At 65.3% G+C, this 17974-nt stretch carries 20 protein-coding genes; 5 read left to right on the forward strand and 15 right to left on the reverse strand.

Going from position 1 to position 17974, the window contains the following annotated elements:
• Positions 1 to 8: 8 nt before the first annotated feature.
• From AC1DJB_RS05995 to AC1DJB_RS06060, 14 genes are all read right to left on the reverse strand, one after another.
• The gene (locus AC1DJB_RS05995) at positions 9 to 1448 is read right to left on the reverse strand and encodes a flagellar hook-length control protein FliK (RefSeq protein ID WP_441432724.1); all 1440 of its coding nucleotides are present in this window, start codon (positions 1446 to 1448) and stop codon (positions 9 to 11) included.
• A complete protein-coding gene (locus tag AC1DJB_RS06000) occupies positions 1448 to 2116 on the reverse strand; it encodes a C40 family peptidase (protein ID WP_441432723.1) in 669 nt (222 codons plus the stop codon). Before AC1DJB_RS06000 ends, AC1DJB_RS05995 begins: the two co-directional genes overlap by 1 nt.
• A complete protein-coding gene (locus AC1DJB_RS06005; protein WP_284989482.1) occupies positions 2113 to 2538 on the reverse strand; it encodes a flagellar FliJ family protein in 426 nt (141 codons plus the stop codon). Before AC1DJB_RS06005 ends, AC1DJB_RS06000 begins: the two co-directional genes overlap by 4 nt.
• Entirely contained in the window at positions 2535 to 3866 is a 1332-nt protein-coding gene (locus tag AC1DJB_RS06010) for a FliI/YscN family ATPase (protein WP_441432722.1), read from the reverse strand. Before AC1DJB_RS06010 ends, AC1DJB_RS06005 begins: the two co-directional genes overlap by 4 nt.
• Positions 3863 to 4477 (reverse strand): FliH/SctL family protein, encoded by a 615-nt coding sequence (locus tag AC1DJB_RS06015; RefSeq protein ID WP_441432721.1) that lies wholly within the window; start codon positions 4475 to 4477, stop codon positions 3863 to 3865. The genes AC1DJB_RS06010 and AC1DJB_RS06015 overlap by 4 nt, the downstream gene beginning before the upstream one ends.
• A complete protein-coding gene (gene fliG / locus AC1DJB_RS06020) occupies positions 4467 to 5495 on the reverse strand; it encodes a flagellar motor switch protein FliG (protein ID WP_284989479.1) in 1029 nt (342 codons plus the stop codon). Before fliG ends, AC1DJB_RS06015 begins: the two co-directional genes overlap by 11 nt.
• Entirely contained in the window at positions 5492 to 7111 is a 1620-nt protein-coding gene (gene fliF / locus AC1DJB_RS06025) for a flagellar basal-body MS-ring/collar protein FliF (protein WP_284989478.1), read from the reverse strand. Before fliF ends, fliG begins: the two co-directional genes overlap by 4 nt.
• A complete protein-coding gene (gene fliE / locus AC1DJB_RS06030) occupies positions 7111 to 7452 on the reverse strand; it encodes a flagellar hook-basal body complex protein FliE (protein ID WP_441432720.1) in 342 nt (113 codons plus the stop codon). The genes fliF and fliE overlap by 1 nt, the downstream gene beginning before the upstream one ends.
• Positions 7452 to 7844: a flagellar basal body rod protein FlgC gene (locus AC1DJB_RS06035; RefSeq protein ID WP_059388252.1), complete on the reverse strand. Its 393-nt coding sequence runs from the start codon at positions 7842 to 7844 to the stop codon at positions 7452 to 7454. The genes fliE and AC1DJB_RS06035 overlap by 1 nt, the downstream gene beginning before the upstream one ends.
• On the reverse strand, positions 7844 to 8185 hold the full coding sequence (locus AC1DJB_RS06040; protein ID WP_441437423.1) for a flagellar basal body rod protein FlgB: 342 nt from the start codon (positions 8183 to 8185) through the stop codon (positions 7844 to 7846). The genes AC1DJB_RS06035 and AC1DJB_RS06040 overlap by 1 nt, the downstream gene beginning before the upstream one ends.
• Positions 8186 to 8319: 134 nt before the next feature.
• On the reverse strand, positions 8320 to 8616 hold the full coding sequence (locus tag AC1DJB_RS06045) for a hypothetical protein (RefSeq protein ID WP_476910026.1): 297 nt from the start codon (positions 8614 to 8616) through the stop codon (positions 8320 to 8322).
• Complete coding sequence (gene fliS, locus AC1DJB_RS06050; protein ID WP_284989475.1) at positions 8606 to 9046, reverse strand: flagellar export chaperone FliS; 441 nt, start codon at positions 9044 to 9046, stop codon at positions 8606 to 8608. Before fliS ends, AC1DJB_RS06045 begins: the two co-directional genes overlap by 11 nt.
• A gap of 12 nt (positions 9047 to 9058) precedes the next feature.
• Positions 9059 to 10438 (reverse strand): flagellar filament capping protein FliD, encoded by a 1380-nt coding sequence (gene fliD / locus AC1DJB_RS06055; RefSeq protein ID WP_059388255.1) that lies wholly within the window; start codon positions 10436 to 10438, stop codon positions 9059 to 9061.
• 117 nt (positions 10439 to 10555) lie between these two features.
• Positions 10556 to 11422 carry a flagellin N-terminal helical domain-containing protein gene (locus AC1DJB_RS06060; protein ID WP_284989473.1) on the reverse strand — a complete coding sequence of 289 codons (867 nt, stop codon included), beginning with the start codon at positions 11420 to 11422 and terminating at the stop codon, positions 10556 to 10558.
• A gap of 300 nt (positions 11423 to 11722) precedes the next feature.
• On the opposite strand from AC1DJB_RS06060, the gene AC1DJB_RS06065 reads away from it, so the two are divergent.
• The 5 genes from AC1DJB_RS06065 to AC1DJB_RS06085 all read left to right on the forward strand — a co-directional run bounded on the left by AC1DJB_RS06065 (position 11723) and on the right by AC1DJB_RS06085 (position 17090).
• Entirely contained in the window at positions 11723 to 12223 is a 501-nt protein-coding gene (locus AC1DJB_RS06065) for a flagellar protein FlgN (protein WP_284989472.1), read from the forward strand.
• Positions 12224 to 12299: 76 nt separating this feature from the next.
• Positions 12300 to 13739: a flagellar hook-associated protein FlgK gene (gene flgK / locus AC1DJB_RS06070; protein WP_441437425.1), complete on the forward strand. Its 1440-nt coding sequence runs from the start codon at positions 12300 to 12302 to the stop codon at positions 13737 to 13739.
• Between the two features lie 3 nt (positions 13740 to 13742).
• Positions 13743 to 14630, forward strand: a complete 888-nt coding sequence (gene flgL, locus AC1DJB_RS06075; RefSeq protein ID WP_441437426.1) for a flagellar hook-associated protein FlgL — start codon at positions 13743 to 13745, stop codon at positions 14628 to 14630.
• Positions 14627 to 15013, forward strand: a complete 387-nt coding sequence (locus AC1DJB_RS06080) for a flagellar assembly protein FliW (protein WP_441437427.1) — start codon at positions 14627 to 14629, stop codon at positions 15011 to 15013. The genes flgL and AC1DJB_RS06080 overlap by 4 nt, the downstream gene beginning before the upstream one ends.
• Positions 15014 to 15524: 511 nt before the next feature.
• Entirely contained in the window at positions 15525 to 17090 is a 1566-nt protein-coding gene (locus AC1DJB_RS06085) for an APC family permease (RefSeq protein ID WP_284989468.1), read from the forward strand.
• 71 nt (positions 17091 to 17161) lie between these two features.
• Here the strand turns inward: AC1DJB_RS06085 and AC1DJB_RS06090 are convergent, their stop codons facing one another.
• Complete coding sequence (locus AC1DJB_RS06090) at positions 17162 to 17707, reverse strand: AMIN-like domain-containing (lipo)protein (RefSeq protein ID WP_284989467.1); 546 nt, start codon at positions 17705 to 17707, stop codon at positions 17162 to 17164.
• Between the last annotated feature and the right edge of the window lie 267 nt (positions 17708 to 17974).

Genomic DNA, 17974 nt, shown 5'->3' on the forward strand with positions numbered 1-17974 from the left:
CTCCTTCATCAGACGAGAATGTCCAGGCTGCTGGTAATGCTTCGGGGAAGTACGACGGCGGTCCGCGCCTGGCGGAGCGACTCGCCGTCGCTGCCCCGTGGGAAGGCGGGACTTTCGGCCGGGCGCCGGTCACGGGGGTCCGAGCCGCCCGCCCCGGCATCGGCCGGAGCGTTGTGTTCGGACAGGTCGAGGCTCGCGCCGAAGCCCGATTCGCCGAGTCCACGCCGCAGTTCCGGCAGGATGCTGCGTATGGCCTCACGGCCGGCTTCTCCGGGGGCGAACAATTCGATCCGGACCCCTGCGCCTTCGATATGCGCCCGGACAGTCAACGGACCGAGGTCTTCCGGGGAGAGCTTCAAGGTCATCACGTGGGAGCCGGGCGCCGCCGATGCAAGCGAGAACAGCGGTGCGGACACTTGGGACAGCAGCTTCGCCGGGTCTGCCTGGAGAGTGGGCGTTGCCATGCCGGGAGCGGCTGTCGTAGGAGCCTCCTGAAGTGGCGGCGCCGGCCGCCCCACCAACGGAATTCCTGCCTGAATCCCGGAGGGAAGCCCGGGTGCCGCGGCGGCCGGCCTGTCCTGCCCGAGGACCGGTGGCGAGTCCCGCTGCGTCCCGGCTTTCCCAACGGGAAGTACGACGGCGGTGCCCGGCTCGCCTGCTTGGGCTGCGGTCGCGGTGACCCCGGTCTCAAGGCCGGCGGTCAGCGGGTTGATGGGCAGCGAGTTACCGCGGAGCGGGCCGGCGGGTAGCGCGACGGTTGGCTGCGGGCTACTGGGCAGGGCGCCGGGCATCTGGCTGGCAGGCGCAGCGGCCGGCAACGGGCTGGCCGGCAACGGGCTGGCCGGGATCGGACCAGGCTGGGTTGGGCTCTGACCAAGGCTCCCGATCGGCAGCGCAGCCGGCACAGCTGCGCCCACCTCCGTTCCAGCCGGCGTCGCCTGAGTGGGGCCCGCGGTCATCCCGACTGGCAGTCTTGCTGCCGCCGACGTGCGTGCAACCGCTGTGGCCGGTACCGCGCTGTCAACGGCACTGTCTTTGGCCGACACAGTAACGCCAGTGCCGCTCGCCTGCGGAGCAGCGTTCCCGGCCGCGAGTCCACCGGCAACAGCAGCCGCGGCGGCCGCATCAACAGCACCCGCCACGCCCACAACAGCACCCGGCACGCCAGCCGCCTCAACCACACCCACAGCATCAACCCTGTCCCTGGCGACCTCCGACGGTTCCGGTTTGGCGGCTCGGGCGACCGGCCCGGAACCGTCGCCGGCAGGCTCTTCCTGGGCGCCGCCGTCGGGGGTCTGTTGTGCGGTCCCGAGCGAGGTCTTCGCGTCGGACGCCAGCACGCCGTTCATCACGGCATCAAACCCGGCAGCCCCGCCGGACTGCTGCACGGGCGAAGAGCCGGGAACAGCCGGACGCGGAACTGCCGCAACAGAGAGTGGCAACGGCATCACGAGCCTCCCGCGGGGACAATCCGGCGGATCGCAGTCAGATTGGACTGCTGTTCCCACGCATCGCGGATCTGGATGGTCTGGCCGGGGACGGGCGCGTCGATCGCTTTGCCGTTGCCGAGGTAGATGGAAATGTGTTCGCCGCCGAAACTCACCAACAGGTCGCCGGGCTTGGCTTGGGCCAAGGATGCCACGGGAGTGCCTTGCCGCATCTGGTCGCTGACGACGCGCGGCAGATCAACGCCGAGGTCCTTGAAGACGCGCTGCACGAAGCCTGAGCAATCCATGCCCACCGCCGGGTTCGTGCCGCCCCAGACGTAGGGCACACCCACGTATTTCTTGGCGTCGGCCACCACGGCGTCGCCCGTGACAGCGCCGGTGGCCGTGCCTGTACCGGCATTCGAAAGCGCGCCCGCGATGCCGGAGAGGGCGGCACTGCCGCCGAGCCCCAAGGAAGAAGCTAGCTGGCTCACGTCCGGCGTCGCCGATTCCCCGACGGCGGAGCTCAGCGCTTGCGCGAAGGACGCCGAGTCGGTGGAAGTGGCCGCGCCCGCGGCAGTGGAAGCGGTGGTGCTCGCGGCAGTTGCCTGAGGGCGGATGCCTTGGCTGAGTTGCTGCAACATCGACTCGATGCTCTGGATGCGCCCGATGGCCTCGGTCACGCTCACGAGGTGGCCTTCCGGTGCCACGCGGAGGACGCGATCTCGTCCAGCACGCCTTGCTCAGCGCGCAGCGCCGAAGCCTCAAATGCGGCGCCGTGCCGGGTTTCGAGCTTCTCGAGTCCTACTGCGCGGCGCTTGGCTTCGGTATATTCCGCGCGGGCCGCGGCGGCTTCAGCCTCGGCACTGGCGGACAAGGCGTCAAGCTCGGCCAACATGCTTTGCGCGGACGCCCGGGCGGCCGCGATGGCCAAAAGAGATGCGGAGCTTCCGGCGCCTCCGGCGGACTCTGCCAGTTCCTCCCGGGCGGTGGCTCGGCGGGATCGCAGGGACGCGGACCGGGAGTTGGCACGGGCCAGTCCACTGGCGGCGGCATCCTGCTGCGTCTGGCGCAAGCGCAACAACCCGGCCAGGGAGAATTGACGGTTCACGCGGCTCCTTCGAGGCTTGCTGAGAGGCGGAAGAGTTCCGGCCAGGACTCGCTGTACGGGGTGGATTCGTCCATGCTTTGCTGCAGGAACCCGTTGATGGCAGCTTCGTGGTCCAGGGCCGCGTCAACCAAGGAATTGCTTCCACGGTGGTAGGCGCCGACGTCGATCAGGTCCTGGGCGCTGCGCCGCGCGGCGAGGACCCTGCGAAGGGATGCCGCGAGCGCCGTGCGATCGGCCGAGTTGACCTTGGAGGCCACGCGGGACACCGAGCCAAGGACGTCCACCGAGGGAAAGTGCCCCGTGACGGCGAGCTTCCGGTCCAGGACCACGTGTCCGTCGAGGATCGAGCGGGCGGCGTCGGCGATCGGTTCGTTGTGGTCGTCGCCGTCCACCAGCACTGTGTAGATACCGGTCACGGATCCGGTCTCGGCGGTGCCGGCGCGTTCCAGGAGCCGGGCCAGAACGGAGAAGGTCGACGGCGGGTAGCCGCGGGTAGCGGGCGGCTCACCGGCGGAGAGGCCGATTTCGCGCTGGGCCATGGCCACGCGGGTCAGTGAATCCATCATGAGGACGACGTCCTTGCCGGCTTCGCGGAAGGATTCGGCAATCCGGGTGGCAGTGACGGCGGCGCGCAGGCGCATCAGGGCAGGCTCGTCGGACGTGGCAACGACCACCACGGAACGGGCCAGGCCTTCGGGGCCGAGGTCGTCTTCCAGGAACTCGCGAACTTCACGTCCGCGCTCCCCCACCAAGGCAATGACGGACACTTCGGCATCCGTTCCGCGGGCGATCATGGACAACAGCGAGGACTTGCCGACCCCCGAGCCCGCGAACAGCCCCATGCGCTGGCCTCGGCCAAGAGTGGCCATGGTGTCCAGGACGCGGACGCCGGTCTGGAGCGGAGTGTCCACCCGGGCACGGTGCATGGCCGACGGGGCTTCGTTGTCCAAAGGGACCATAGGACTCGCGGGCATCGGGCCTTTGCCATCGATCGGACGCCCGAGCCCATCGAGTACCCGTCCGAAGAGGCCACGGCCGGTGGGGACCAGGATCGGAGCGCCCTTGGAACGGGCCGGGTCTCCCGCGGCCACTCCGGTCAACCGTCCCAGCGGCATGCAGCGGACAGCGCCACTGACCGAGGCGACCACTTCGGCGTCGAGCCCGGGCGCCTCGCCCACGGTCACCAGGTCCCCCACCGCGCAGTCCAGTCCGGAGACCTCCAGGCCAAGGCCGAGGACGGACGTCACGGTACCCACGCGCTGCGGCGCCGCGGCGGCGAGGGCTGCGCGGAAACGGCCCGCGTGCGGCCGGTAGTTGATGCCGCTCATGCGTCTTTCCCCAGCAGGGCTGCCTTGGCCCTGTGCACTGCGGTGCTGAGCCGGGCGTCGAGCCAACCCTGCGGATATTCCGCAATCGCATCGCCCGGGTCCAGGGCGGGATCGGCCTTGAGTTCGACGCCGGCCACGTTCCCGACGTCGACGGCGGACAGCGCGGCCAGGTCCGCCGGGTGGAGGCGGACCGTGGTCACCGCTTGCACGTCTGAAACCGTTGCCAGAGCCCGGGCCAACGCGGCGCGGGCGGTATTATCGCCGTCGTTGAGTTCGTAACCCAGAATGGCTTCCGCAAGCTCGATCGCGCTGGCCGCCAACACGTCCTGCGCTTCCTCCAGCACGGCACCGCGGTGCTGCCGGGACGCTGCGGCCGCCGCCTCGAGCGCTCGGACAGCTTGCTCCACAGCCAGCTGCCCGGCGTCGAGCATTGCGCGGTGTTCGGCCTCGAATTGTTCGCGAAGGCGGCGCTGTTCCGCGGCCGCAGCCTGGATCCCGGCCGTGTAGCCCGCCGCGTGTCCCTGGGTGTATCCCCGGTCCACTTTGCGCGACCTCGCGGCTGGTTGGATGTCCGGGAAGACCACCCTCTGGAATTCAGCCTCAGTAGACATAGTCGTCTTCCTCGCCGCGTCGGACCACGATGGCGCCTTCGGCTTCCAGCTCACGGATGGAACGGACAATCTCTGCCCGGGCTTCTTCAACCTGGGAGGCGCGCACCGGCCCGGCGGAAGCCATTTCGGCTTCCAGGATTTCGAGGTTGCGGCCGGACACGTTGGTGCGCACGGCGTCGAGAACCACGGCAGGGGCACCCTTCATGGCGACAGCGAGCACTTCGGCATTGACGCCACGAAGGATCTGCTGGATGTCGCGCCGTTCCAATTTCACGATGTCCACGAAGGTCAGCATCCGGGCGCGCACTTCCGTGGCCAGTTCCGGATCGAGGGTTTCCAGGCCTTCCAGCACGGAACGTTCGGTGTTGACGTCGGAACGGTTGATGATGTCGACGAGTGGCTGGATGCCGCCGACAATCTCGCTCGACTTCCTTTGCGACATGACGGCTCCGGCACGAACCTTGAGCGTTTCGGCCACGATGCCCACGGCCTCCGGCGAAGCCAATCCCATCGTGGCTATGCAGCGGGCCACCTCACTGCGTTGCACGTCGCCCAAGCCGGCCATGACCGCGGAAGCCTTGCCCGGCCGCAAATGCGCCAGGATCAAGGCGATGGTCTGCGGCATCTCGCCGTCGATGAGGGCCAACAGCTGGCCGGAATCCATCATTTCCAGGAATTCGAAGGACTTCCCGGCCATCGTGGAGGCGAGACGGTCCATGAAACCGGCCGCTTTGTCCGCACCGAAGGACGCTTCCAGGAGCCCGACGGCGAATTCCTGGCCGCCGCGGGCCGTCCGGCGTCCGCTGACCGCAAGGTCGTGGAATTCCGTCATGACGTGGTCTGCCACGGATGAGGAAACGCGGCGCAAGCGTACGATCTCGGCGGCGATGTCCTCGGCCTCGGATTCGGAGAACTGGGTCATGACGGACGCTGCGCTGGTAGGGCTCATCTGCATGAGCACCACCGCCACCTTCTGGGCGCCGGTCAAGCCTCCTACGTCCAACTCCCCCACCCTCATACGGACTGCCTTTCATCCATAAGCCCGCGCAGGTAATCGGCGGTCCGGGCGGGGTTCTCGGCAACCATGGCTTCAATCTGTGCCCGCCGCCGTTCGCCGTCGAGAGCCTCAGCGCCTGGCATCGGCAACGCCGGGACCGGATGAACCGGCGGCAGTTCGATCGCCGAGGTGGCGGGCGGTCCTTCGAGCGCCGGGGTCGAGACCGCTTCAGGCAGCATCTCGTAATCAAGGCGTTCGCCAAGGTCAACCGGTTCGCGGTGCTGCCGGCGCCGCAGGAGGATCAGCACGAGCACGATCAGCGCTACGACTGCCAGCAGGATGCTGCCCGCGAGAATGAGCGTGTTCATCAAATCCGACTGTTGCTTGGCGTCGGCTTGCGATTTGGCCGCGCCCAGTGCCTGGGCCGCCGCGTCTGCGGCCGAGGTACTGAAGGGCAGCACTTCGACTGTCACCACGTCGCCGCGGGCGGGATCGACGCCGGCCGCGGAAGTGACGAGGGCCTTGACCGAGTTGACGTTGAGTCCAGCCGCCGCCGACTGGTTGATGGCCACCGAGATGGTCTGGCGTTTCACGGCGCCTTGCGGAATGGTGCGGTCTTCGGTGACTTTGTTGACGGCGTTGTTCTTGGTGGTGTCGCTGGAATCGAACGTTCCGTTGCCGTTGGTGCCGCCCGGCACGGCAATGTTGTCCGGGCCAAGGACACCGGAGGCGCCGCCGCCGGTTCCCGTGTACTTCTCGGTCTTGGTGGTCTCGCTGAGCGGAGCGGCATCCTTGGCGGTGGAGAACGTCTCGCTGCGCTGCTGCGCGGACTCGGCGGTCACGTCGGCCGCGACGGCGACGGTGGCGTTGCCCGGTCCCACAACCCTATCGAGTACAGCCTTCACCGAATCGGAGGTGCGCTGTTGGTAGTCGGCGGCTTGCTTGGAGGAGGAGCCCGTGGCTCCGCCTCCCACCGTGGAGAGGACGTTGCCCTGGGAATCCACCACGGTCACGTTCGTTGGCTTCAGGTTTTCGATCGCGGCGGACGTCAAGTGCACGATCGCCTGGACCTTATCGGCGGACAGGGTGATGCCCGGCTGTGTTTCCACGAACACGGATGCCGTCGCGTCCGGAGCCTTGTCAACGAACACCGTTTTGGCCGGAAGGGCCAACTGCACGGCGGCTGTCTTCACGCCGTCCATGGCCTGGATGGTGGTGGCGAGTTCACCCTCGAGCGCGCGTTTGTAGGTAACCGATTGCTGGAATTCGGACGAGGTTACGCCGAGCTTGTCGAGCAGCGAATAGCCGGTGGCCGCGGCCGCCGGAAGACCGGCCGCGGCGGCTTTCAGCCGTTCGTCGTTGACCTTGTCGTCGGGGACGAGGATGGTGGAACCGCCGTTGCTGAGCTCGTACGGGACATTGTCCTTGCGCAGCTGCTCCACGATCCCGTTGGCATCCGTGTCCTTCAAACCGGAGAACAACGGCGAGTAGGACGGCTTGCCCAACCATGCTGACAGGGCCACTCCGCCGAGCACCAGGACGGCGATGCCGATGATGGCGATGGTGCGCTGCCCTGCCGTGAACCCCTTGAATCCATCGCCCATCTTGCGGAAGAAGGCGGCAATCTGTGGAGGCATCAGGCCTGCATCCTCATGATCTCGTTGAACGCGTCAACGCCCTTGTTCCGCACTGTGGAGACAAGCTCCATGGTGATCTGGGCGCGGGTGGCAGCGATTGTCGCCTTGTGGATATCGTCAAGGTTGCCCGTTACCGCGGACACGGCCACCTGGTTCGACGTCGACTGCAGTGACTGGAGGTTGTCCACGGCACCAGTCAGCGCCGTCGCAAAGCCGTTGCCGTCCGAAGTTCCCGCGACTCCGGTTACGTTGCCGGCGCCGCCCAGGTAGCCGGTGCCGGTGACGCCCTGCACGGAAAGTCCCCCGCCGCCTTGAATTGCGCCGATCGGGTCCAAAGCCATCAGGATTTTCCTATCTCAAGCGCTGCCTGGTACGTCTCACGGGCCCGGTCGACCACTTGGGCGTTGGCCTGGTAGCCGCGTTGCGCCACAATCAGGGCACCCATCTGTTCGGCGAGGTCGATGTCCGGGTAACGGACATAGCCTTGGGCATCGGCAAGCGGATGGTCCGGTTGATACACGAGCCTGCCGGTCGCACTGCCTTGCGGTGTGCTCTTGACGTACACGCCGGTTCCATCGCTGCCCTCGGCGGCTTCGATGTAGCGGGCTTGGAACGCCTTGCCGCTGGTGCGGGTGGCGGTATTAATGTTGGCCAGGTTGTCCGAGACTGCATCGAGCCATTTGCGGTGGACAGTCAGGGCGGAGCCGGCAATCCCGATCGCGTCGAAAGTCATCAGCTGGTCCTCAGGGCCGTGCGTAGGGCGGTGAATTGTTCGCCGATGGCACGGGAGGCGAACTGGTAGCGCAGGACGGTGTCTACGTTCGAGAGGGTTTCGGTGTCCAGGTTGACGTTGTTGCCGTTGAGCTGGGTGGGTTCCTGGGACGTAGTGACGGAAGCCGTGGCCTGCCCGTCTCCGGCGCTCACCGAGGCCGCAAGCGTGTCTTCGAACTGGACCCTTTTGGCGTGGTAGTTCGGTGTGTTGACGTTGGCGATGTTGTTGGCGATGGTGCGCTGGCGCAATGAGAGCCCGTCCAGGGCGCTACCAAGGGCAACAGAAGTCACTGACTCGAACACGACGGCCTACCTTCGCGAATAGTATGAAGAGGCCGATCCGTGGCCGTGCATCGAGCAATCCCTGCTCAACTTCCACCATCGGCAAGCATGTGGCATCCGTTAGCCGATGAGCGATTGTTTTCAATACTTTCTCTTCAGCCCTGCACATCCAGGAACAGCGGGCGCGCGGAACTTTGGCTGTCCGGGACCGTGCTGAGCGCGTCCAAGTGGGCGAGGGCGTCGTTGCGGACCTTGCCGAGCATCGCCATCGACTCCAACTGCGCGTCCCGTATCCGGCGTGCTTTGTCCGCCAGCTCCTCAGGCAGCGGCCCGGCCTCGTCCGCGGCGGGCGGATTCCATGCCTCGGGCTCGCCGCCGGAGACGGCCAAGGCGATGTCCGCTTCAAGCCGGTCCAGGATTCCGGACCATGCCTGCACAGGGTCAGCCGACACCGAGTGTGCCGTTCGTCCGCGCCGTCCCGGATACCGTCGCCCGGACAGGCAGCTGCGAAGCGGCGTCGTGCCAGCCTTGCCGGAGCGGTTCCAGGAGCACAATGCATTCTTTGGTCCGGTTGACGTCGCGGTAGATGTTTGCGCCGATCATCGCTTCCATCGCGTACTGGTAGATGCTCAGCAGCCCGGATGCCCCGTCCCACACATCGGTCTTCAGGGTGGAGGACAGCTCGGTGACGATCGACTGGGCATGCAACAGGTTCTCGCTTGCCACACCCCAGTTGGCATTCTCCTGGGCGAACTGGGCGCGGTTCAGGTCCAGGAGCAGCCGGTCATAAAGCATCGTGAGGAGCCTGGCCGGCGGAGCCGACAGGACGGCGTCGTCGTTGTACCGGGAAAGCTGGCTGGCGCGGAGGGCTGTGGAGGTCATGCGTTACGCTCCTTACTTCGTCGAGCTCGAGAGGCCGGCAATCTGGCCGGTGAGCCATGATTGCTGGGCGTTGAGTTGGCCAAGGGCAACTTCCATGGCGTTGTACGTCGTTTGCAGGGTCTGCCGCCTGGAGGCCAAACGCTGGTCCCAGTCGGAGATCTGGCTCCCGAGGTCGGTCACTTCGGATTGTTGCCCCTTGATCAGGGCGGTTACCGAACCACTGAACGGATCGGTAGCGCTGGTTGCTGCGTCGGACACGCGGGATGCAATGGTCTGGAGCGCTGCCTGCGTCCCGGCGGGATCCGAAGCCAAGGACGATTGGAGCTTGGCCGCGTCAAACGTGAAGTTTCCATCCCTGGTGACGTTGATTCCGTATTCGGAGGGAGACTTCCCGTTCACGGGCATGGACACGGCGGAGAAGACTTGGTCGTTGACCGAGCGGACGCCGCTGTTGCCGCTGAAGATGCCGCCACTGGCTGCGGAGGCGCCGTTGGCGTCGGTCGTCTGGGTCACGGCGCTGTAAATGGAGACGAAGCCGAGGACGTCATTGACGGCGTTCACCAGATCCCCGGCCTTTTTGGTGATCCCCGCGGAGTCACTGGCAATGTTCACGGTCACCGGTCCGGCAGTGACGGCGGAGGCCGCCACTGACACACCGGGAAGCAAATCAGTGAAGGTGTTGGTTCCGGACGTGATTGTCTGCGCTGCCGGAGTCCCCGCATACAGCGTCGCTTTGGCATCCTGGGCGGCCTTGACGACGGCGGCGGAGGGGTCAGCCATCAGGTCGGTCGCGGTGCCCGCGCTCACTTGCGCTGCCGTGCCCTGGTAGACGCTGTACGCTCCAGCCGCACCTGAAGTGGCCGCGGTCAGTTGAAGGCGATAGGTTCCGTTGCCTGCCGGGACCTTGACGGCCCGGGCCGGGCCGGACGCCGCGTTGATCGCCGTCACGACGTCGTCAAGGGAGGTAGATGCAGGCGTGATCTCAGTCTGTTTTCCCGTGGAGTCGACGAGCGTCAGGTGTGCCGGTGCACCCGAGCCGTCGGTGGGCCAGTTGCTCATGGCCGCGGTGACGTCCACTTGGCTCTGGGCCAGCTGGGTGACGGTGACGTCGATTGAGCCCGCGGTCGCGGAGGTGGTCGCCGTCGCAGTGATCGACGGGGAAGTCGTGGTGGCGCTAAACAGGTTCAAGGCGTTCACGGCCGAGTCGCCGCTTGCGAGGTCTTTCAGTGACGACAGCTTCGAGTTCAGCGATTGAAGCGTCGAAATCATTGTCTGGTCCGACGCAAGCTTCGTCTTCAGAAGTGTCTGCGGTTGTGCTTCCACCGCCATGAGCGAATCAATGATGGAGGTGGTGTTCAAGCCGCTGGCGAGGCCGTCGATCGAGCTTGCCACGTTTGGTCCTTCCGGATGTGTTGGTTACGTCGGCGGGGTCCGGACGCGAATGGCGGCCAGGGGTGTGTTCCCGTCCTGGCCGCCATTCGCTGATTACCGGTCAGCTACCGGAAGGTCTTAGCGCAGGAGCGAGAGAACGCCCTGGCCGGACTGGTTGGCCTGGGCCAGCATTGCGGTGCCGGCCTGGGACATGATGTTGGCCTTGGTGTACTTGACCATTTCCGAAGCCATGTCCGTGTCCGTGATGCGGGACTCGGCTGCCTGCAGGTTTTCGCCGGAGACCTGGAGGGTCTTCGTGGCGTGCTCCAGACGGTTCTGGGTTGCACCCAGGTCGGCGCGCTGGGCGGAAACGGCCGCGATGGCCGTGTCAACGGCAGCGATGGTCAGCTGGGCGTTGGCGCTCGTGTCCACTTTGAAGCCTGCAGCACCCGCGGCGCCGGAGAGGCCGGTAGCGCCGGTTCCGACGGCGGTTGCGACGTCGCCGAGGTTGACGGCGATCTTGTCGTTGGCGCTGCCGCCGGTGCCGACCTGGATGTTCAGGGACGCGCCGCTGTTTCCAGCCGCACCCTTAAGCAGATCGATGCCGTTGAACTGAGTGGACTGCGTGAGGCGGTCCAGTTCCTTGCCGAGCGAGTCGCCTTCACCCTTGATCGCCGCACGGGAAGCGGTGTTGTTGGTGTCGTTCGAGCCCTGGACAGCGAGGTCACGCATGCGCTGGAGGATCGAGTGGACTTCGGTCAGTGCACCTTCAGTGGTCTGGATGACCGAGATGCCGTCCTGGGCGTTGCGGGCGGCGACTGCCGAGCCGCTGACCTGGGACTTGAGGCCTTCCGAAATTGCCAGGCCTGCTGCGTCGTCAGCTGCACGGTTGATGCGCAGGCCGCTGGAAAGCTTCTCCATCGACTTGGACACGTCGTTCTGCGTGCGGTTGAGGTTGCCGTAAGCGTTGTTCGCCATCAGGTTTGTGTTGATTGCCATGCCCATGATGTATTCCTCCATGATTGGGTCTGCTGGTACTTCCAGGCCGTCCGTGGCCTGTCACTTCTGGTTATCGGAACGGCGGTCCCCTTTGGTTAGCAAAACGCCGCAGGAAAATTTGCCACAGGGCTCAAGATCCGCCGCGCGTCGCTTGACTGGACAAAGCGAATAAATCATGCATAAACAACGCCTAACGCATGGGCCGCGGCAGCCGATAGTTGTTTTCAGCGCGGCGAAGGCACAGGGGAAGTGTTTTCCCGCGGCAACGCACCCGAAAAACCAACCCGGAACTGGAGTTGACCCGACATGGCCATCCATGAACTGTCGGCCCTGCTGTGGCGAGAACGTGAGCTACTGGATCTGCTGACATTCAAGCTGGAGGAAGAGCAACTGCTCCTCACGGCGGGCAAATCCCGTTGGTTGCCGCATGGCACCCGGGAAGTGGAGCAGGTCCTGGGGCACCTGTCCAAGGCCGGGCTTGCAAGGGCGGTGGAAGTGGCGGCCGTGGCAGAGCAATGGGGGTTGCCTGCCGAGTCTTCACTGGGCGAGCTGGTCACAGCGGCCCCGGAAGAGGCCTGGGCTGATGTCCTGTCCGCGCACCTGAACGCGATGCAGCAGCAAACCGCGGCCATCAAGGAGCTGCGTGATTCGAACGAGCAGTTCCTTCGCGCCGCCGTCCGCTCCACCCAGGAAACCATGGCGGACCTGAAACCGGCGGCCGGGACGTACGACTCCCACGGGCGGACCGGTTCCCAAAGCGGGACAGCAGACTCAACCCCGTCCCGCCTTTTCGACCAGCAATTCTGACCGAAACTCATCAAACGTAGACGGACATGCAAAGGCCGGATCACCTCAAGGCCCGGATCACCCAAAGGACACAGCAGTGAGCACATTCGGCGGACTCAATACGGCCTACCTGGGCCTCACCGCGGCGCAGCAGGGCATCAACGTTGCCGGACAGAACATCGCCAACGCCGGCACTGACGGGTACACCAGGCAGCGGATCGAGCAATCCGCCGTCGGCGCACCCGCGCGCACGGGCCTCTTCACGGCGGGTGCCCAGGCCGGTCAGGGCGTGTCGGTGGACGGAATCGCCCGCCTGGGCAACAGCTTCCTCGATGCCGGGGTTCGCTCCAGCGCGGCCCAGGCCGGTTACGCCGGCTATCGGTCCACCCAACTCCAGCAACTCGAAGGCTCGCTGAACGAGCCCGGGCCCGCCGGAATATCGACGGCGTTGCAGACCTTCTGGTCCTCGTGGCAGGGCGTCTCCAACCACCCAGGCGAAGCAGCCCCGGCCGGCGTGCTGCTGCAAGCCGGCACCACCGTTGCCAATGCGGTGTCGGCGGGATACAAGGCCTTGGATTCCCAGTGGACCCGGATACGAGGAGAAGCCCAAAGTACCGTCGCAACCCTGAACGATGCCGCAGCCCAGGTGGCCGGCTTCAACGCGACGATCCGTTCCGTCACAGCCTCGGGCGGCTCAGCCAACGAGATCATCGATGCCCGAAACAAGGTGGTTGAAACCATTGCTTCCTTGGCTGGCGGAACTGCCCGGGACAACGCCGACGGCACGGTGGATGTCTTCGTGGGCGGCAACGCCATCGTCTCGGGCACGTCGCACCGCGAGCTCACGCTGGGCGGCCAGGCGAGCATGGGCGCACCGGGCTCGACATTGGCGCTGGGAGGACCCGTCCAGCTGGAATGGGCCAATCGCCCCGGTGTGGCGGTTTCACTCGACGGCGGAAAACTCGCCGGCGCCGTCTCCCTCCTTGCCCCCGCCACGGCGGGAGGCGCGGGAGGGGCCATCTCCGAGGCCGCCGCATCCTACAACGCCTTCGCCACCAAACTCATGAACGACGTCAACGCCGTGCACCGCACCGGGCAGTCCACCACCGGCGCCTCAAATCTCGATTTCTTCGCAACCACCCCTGGCGCCCCGGCGGCCCTGTCCCTCAGCGTTGTCCCGACGAGCGCCGCGGGAATCGCCACCGGCAGCCCCGGCTCCGGCGCCCTCGATGGCAAAATCGCCGACGCCGTTGCCCAAATCGGCACCGGGCAAGGATCCCCTGATGCCTTGTGGTCCGGAATCGTCACAGGGATCGGCACGACGTCCCAATCGGCACAGCAGCATCAGCAGCTCGCCGATGCGGCGAGCACAGCCGCCGTCGGGCAGCGTTCCTCCGGTGCGTCCGTCAGCCTCGACGAGGAGAACATCAGCCTCCTGAGCAACCAGCACGCCTACCAGGCGGCTGCCCGGGCCATGACGGCCGTGGATGAAGCCCTCGACGTCCTGATCAACCACACCGGATTGGTGGGAAGGTAAGCCATGCTGAACCGTGTCACGAACCAAACGATGTCCGCGGCCGCGCAACTGAACCTGCAGGCCGGGCAGGCCAAGCTCGCCGCGCTGCAGGACAAGGCCAGCAACCTCAAGAACATCACCAGGCCCTCCGACGATCCCGCGGCCACGGCGAACCTGCTCGCCACGAAAAGCCAGCTCAGCGCCGCCGGACAGTATTCGAACAACATCGACGACGGCAATGGCTGGCTGACCACCGCCGATTCCGCCCTCGGGCAGGCCACCAACATCCTCAACCGGGTCCGTGACCTCACGGTCCAGGCTGCCAACGGTTCCCTGAACAGCAACGCCAAGGAGGCGATCGCCGTCGAAATCGAAGGCCTCAACAAGGACCTCCTGGCCCAGGCGAACACGCAGTACCTGGGCCGCAATGTCTTCGCCGGGAGTTCCGATTCAGCCGGCGCGTTCAGCAATGCCACGCCACCGGTCTTCAACGGAACGCCAGGCAGCACGGTGGAACGGCGGATTGACGCAACGCAGACGGTGCGGGTAGACGCCGACGGCGGTGCGATCTTCGGTGACGGCGCCGGCTCCGTCTTCGCTTTGGTGAGCAACGTCGTCGCCGATATCCGCTCCGGCGCGGATGTCAGCGGGCGCTTGACGGCGATCGGCGACAAGATCAAGTCGGTTGTCAACGGACGCGCGGACGTCGGTGCCAGGCAGACTAAGCTCATGCGCGCCCAGGACTCCGTCGACGGACTAAAGGCCTCGCTGGACGCGCAGCGCTCCGGAATTGAAGACGCAGACATCGGAAAGGTCGTCATGGACTTGAAGCTGCAGGAAACCAACTACCAGGTTGCCCTCGCGGTCACCGCCAAGACGCTCCAGCCCACGCTCATGGATTTCCTGAAGTGAGCACCGCACAGGCTTCCCGGGCGTTGAACTTCACCGCGCCCATGCCCGGGCTTGAAGCGTCTGACGGCTTCGCTTTGCGGGGAATCGACGGCGCCCCCGGGCTCTACGCGATGGAGTCGGCGAGCCCGCGGATCCGGATGTTCCTGGCCGAGGCCGTCGTGTACGTTCCGGGCTACGCGCCCGCCATCCCCCGCTCGACACTGGACGATCTCGGCCTGGACCGGGCTGAGCTGGCAACCACGTTGGTGGTGGTCAACCCGAGCCCGGAGAAGACCACGGTAAATCTCGCGGCCCCGATCGTGCTGAACCCGGAAACCGGACGCTGCACGCAGCTTCTCCTCGATAGCAAGGAATACCCCCTCCGGGCCGAGCTGAGCGCCTAAGAAGCACGCCTCCCCTGACGCTCGCTCACTTTTGGGTCCCTTCCGGCAGACGCTCGCTCAGATGATCTGAGCGGGCGTCACCGCTTTTGGCCCCATATGTGAGCGAGCGTCCCCTTCTTGAGCCGCGGGGAGCCGCGGGGATCCCAGGATCCCAGGATCGCGGCTCGCTAAACCCGCTGGGCCTCCCCCGACGCTCGCTCACTTTTAGGCCGTTTCCGGCCGACGCTCGCTCACTTTTGGGCCGTTTCCGGCCGACGCTCGCTCAGAAGTTCCACTCCGAACCAAAATTGTTTGGTCAAACCACTTGCGCCAGGGCTTCTCCCCGTCCATACTAAATGAACGTCATTCATTTAGTGACTCCCGTCTCACCGGAGAACAGCCATCATGATCTGCACCACCTACCCGGGCGCCCCAACCTCCCCCGCCCGCCATCAGCTTCGATGACCCCGCAGACGGCTTTCACTGCAACACCCAGCAACAACCTTCGGCCCATCTAGAAAGAGCCAAGCACATGACTCAAATAACCCGCCCAAGCGCCAGGAAAACCGTGGAGGCCCACGATCCCGCCGGCACCGAGCACGGCATCAGCGGCAAAGGACTCAAGACGGGGCAGCTGGGGCTCCTCGCCGTCGTCGTCCTTGGTATTTCTTCCGTGGCGCCCGCGTACAGCCTGACCAGCTCACTGGGCCCGGCGGTCAACGCGGTAGGCCTGCAACTCCCCGCGATTTTCATCGTCGCCTTCATCCCGATGATCCTCGTGGCGTTCGCCTACCGGGAGCTCAACGCAGACTCGCCGGACAGCGGCACCACCTTCACATGGGCAACCAAGGCTTTCGGCCCCTTCATCGGATGGATGGGCGGCTGGGGGCTGCTTGCCGCGAACATCATCGTCCTTTCCAACCTGGCAGGCGTCGCGGTGGACTTCTTCTACCTCTTTCTCGCCCAGGTTTTCGGCAACCCCGATCTTGCCGACCTCACCTCCAACAAAGCCTTGAACATCGCCACGTGCCTGGCCTTCGTGGCACTGGCTGTCTGGGTCAGCTACCGGGGACTTCACGCTACCAAACTCGTGCAGTACGCCATGGTGGGATTCCAGGTAGTGGTCTTGGGCGTGTTCATCGTCATGGCCCTCACCCATGCCTCCTCCGGCGACACCCCGACGGCTATCGCCTTCAGTTGGGACTGGTTCGACCCCACGAAGATCAGCAGCTTTGAGCAGTTCGCTGCCGGCATGTCCCTCGCGGTCTTCGTCTACTGGGGCTGGGACGTCTGCCTGACGGTCAACGAAGAGACCAAGGGCGGCAAGGGTACTGCCGGCAAGGCGGGCACCACGACGGCGATCGCGGTGCTGGGTCTCTACGTCGCCGTAATCGTCGCAACCATGATGGTGGCTGGCGTTGGTGGGGACGGCATCGGGCTCAACAACCCGGACAACCAGTCCAATATCTTCGCCGCGTTGGCGTCCCCTGTGATGGGTCCTTTGGCCATCCTCATGTCTTTGGCCGTACTCGCAGGCACAGCGTCGTCCCTGCAGTCCACTATGGCCTCCCCCGCCCGAAGCCTTCTCGCCATGGGTCACTACGGCGCCCTTCCGCAGAAGTTCTCCTCCGTGAGCAAGCGCTTCGGTTCCCCCGGATTCGCAACCATCATGGCCGGGGCTATCTCCGGCGGGTTCTACGCGATCATGAAGGTTGTCAGCGAGAATGTCCTCAACGACACCATCCTGGCTCTGGGCTTGATGATCTGCTTCTACTATGGAATGACCGCCTTTGCCTGCGCTTGGTACTTCCGGCACAGCGTATTCAGCAGCGTCCGCAACTTCTTCATGCGGCTGCTTTTCCCGGTGATCGGCGGCGTGGTTCTGACCCTCGTCTTCATCCAGACGGCGGTGGACAGCTGGTCCCCCGACTTCGGCAGCGGTTCCGAGATTTTCGGCGTCGGCCTCGTATTCATCATCGGCGTGGGCATCCTGGCCCTCGGAGCGGTGGTCATGGTGATCATGGCCCGCGTCCGTCCCGGCTTCTTCCGCGGCGAAACCCTTCGCAAGGACACACCGGCCCTCGTGGTTCCCGAATAAGCCAGCAACTCTCAGCGTGGCAGAAGCCCTGTTCCGGCATCACCCGGAGCAGGGCTTCTGTTGTAGTTGCTTCACCACATGTGCGCGACGTCGATCACCAGCCGCGATCCCGTTCCCGGACCGGCCAGCGTGAAGACCCTGAAGGGGAGCCGGGCGCGGACACCCAGGCCAAGGCTCGTGTATCCCTCGAAGCTGCCCGCGAAGGCCACTTGCCGGAAAGTCTTGTAGTCCGAGACGTTCGTGAGCTCGTTCTTGTCGGCCGGGTTGTACGTGGCATTGCCGCTGGAACTATAGGCGGGGGCGTTGACCGTGACTTGCAGGAACGCATTGCCCCTCAGCTCGACGGGAAGTCCCGAGCCATCGTGGAGTACTTGTGGAACGTAGCGGATTGAATAGCCGGCAACGGCGCCATTCAGGTCGATCACCAGGCGGTCAAAGCACGGTTGCTGCCCCGTCCGGACATTCACCACTTGCGCTTGGGTCAGCGCGGGGTTTGACTTCGCCAACGATCCCCACGCGATCCCGCAATACGGGGCTGCCGACGCTTCCCCTGGAACCACTAGACCAAGCCCGGCGGCCACTACCAAAGCTGCCAACCACGCGTAAAACCTTCTCACTTGGGCCCACTCCCCTTGAATTCTTGAGCGATCCGATACCTCAAGCGTAGGAGCGTCCGGCCCCTTGAGAGAGCTTCGTATCCGCTTCGGCGCCCAACTGTTAACAGGCTTCGCGAAGGGTCACGAGGACGTAATTCAACGGTCTGCTTCCCGCGGTTTTCCGGGGTTTCGGCGCCGTCTCGCGCCTCTGTTCGTTATCACGGATAACGACGTCGGAGCGCTTGCCGGCATCGATTGCTCCGTAACTGTCGTTTTGAACGCTCAGAA

Source organism: Arthrobacter sp. 01T428 (genome assembly GCF_056398685.1).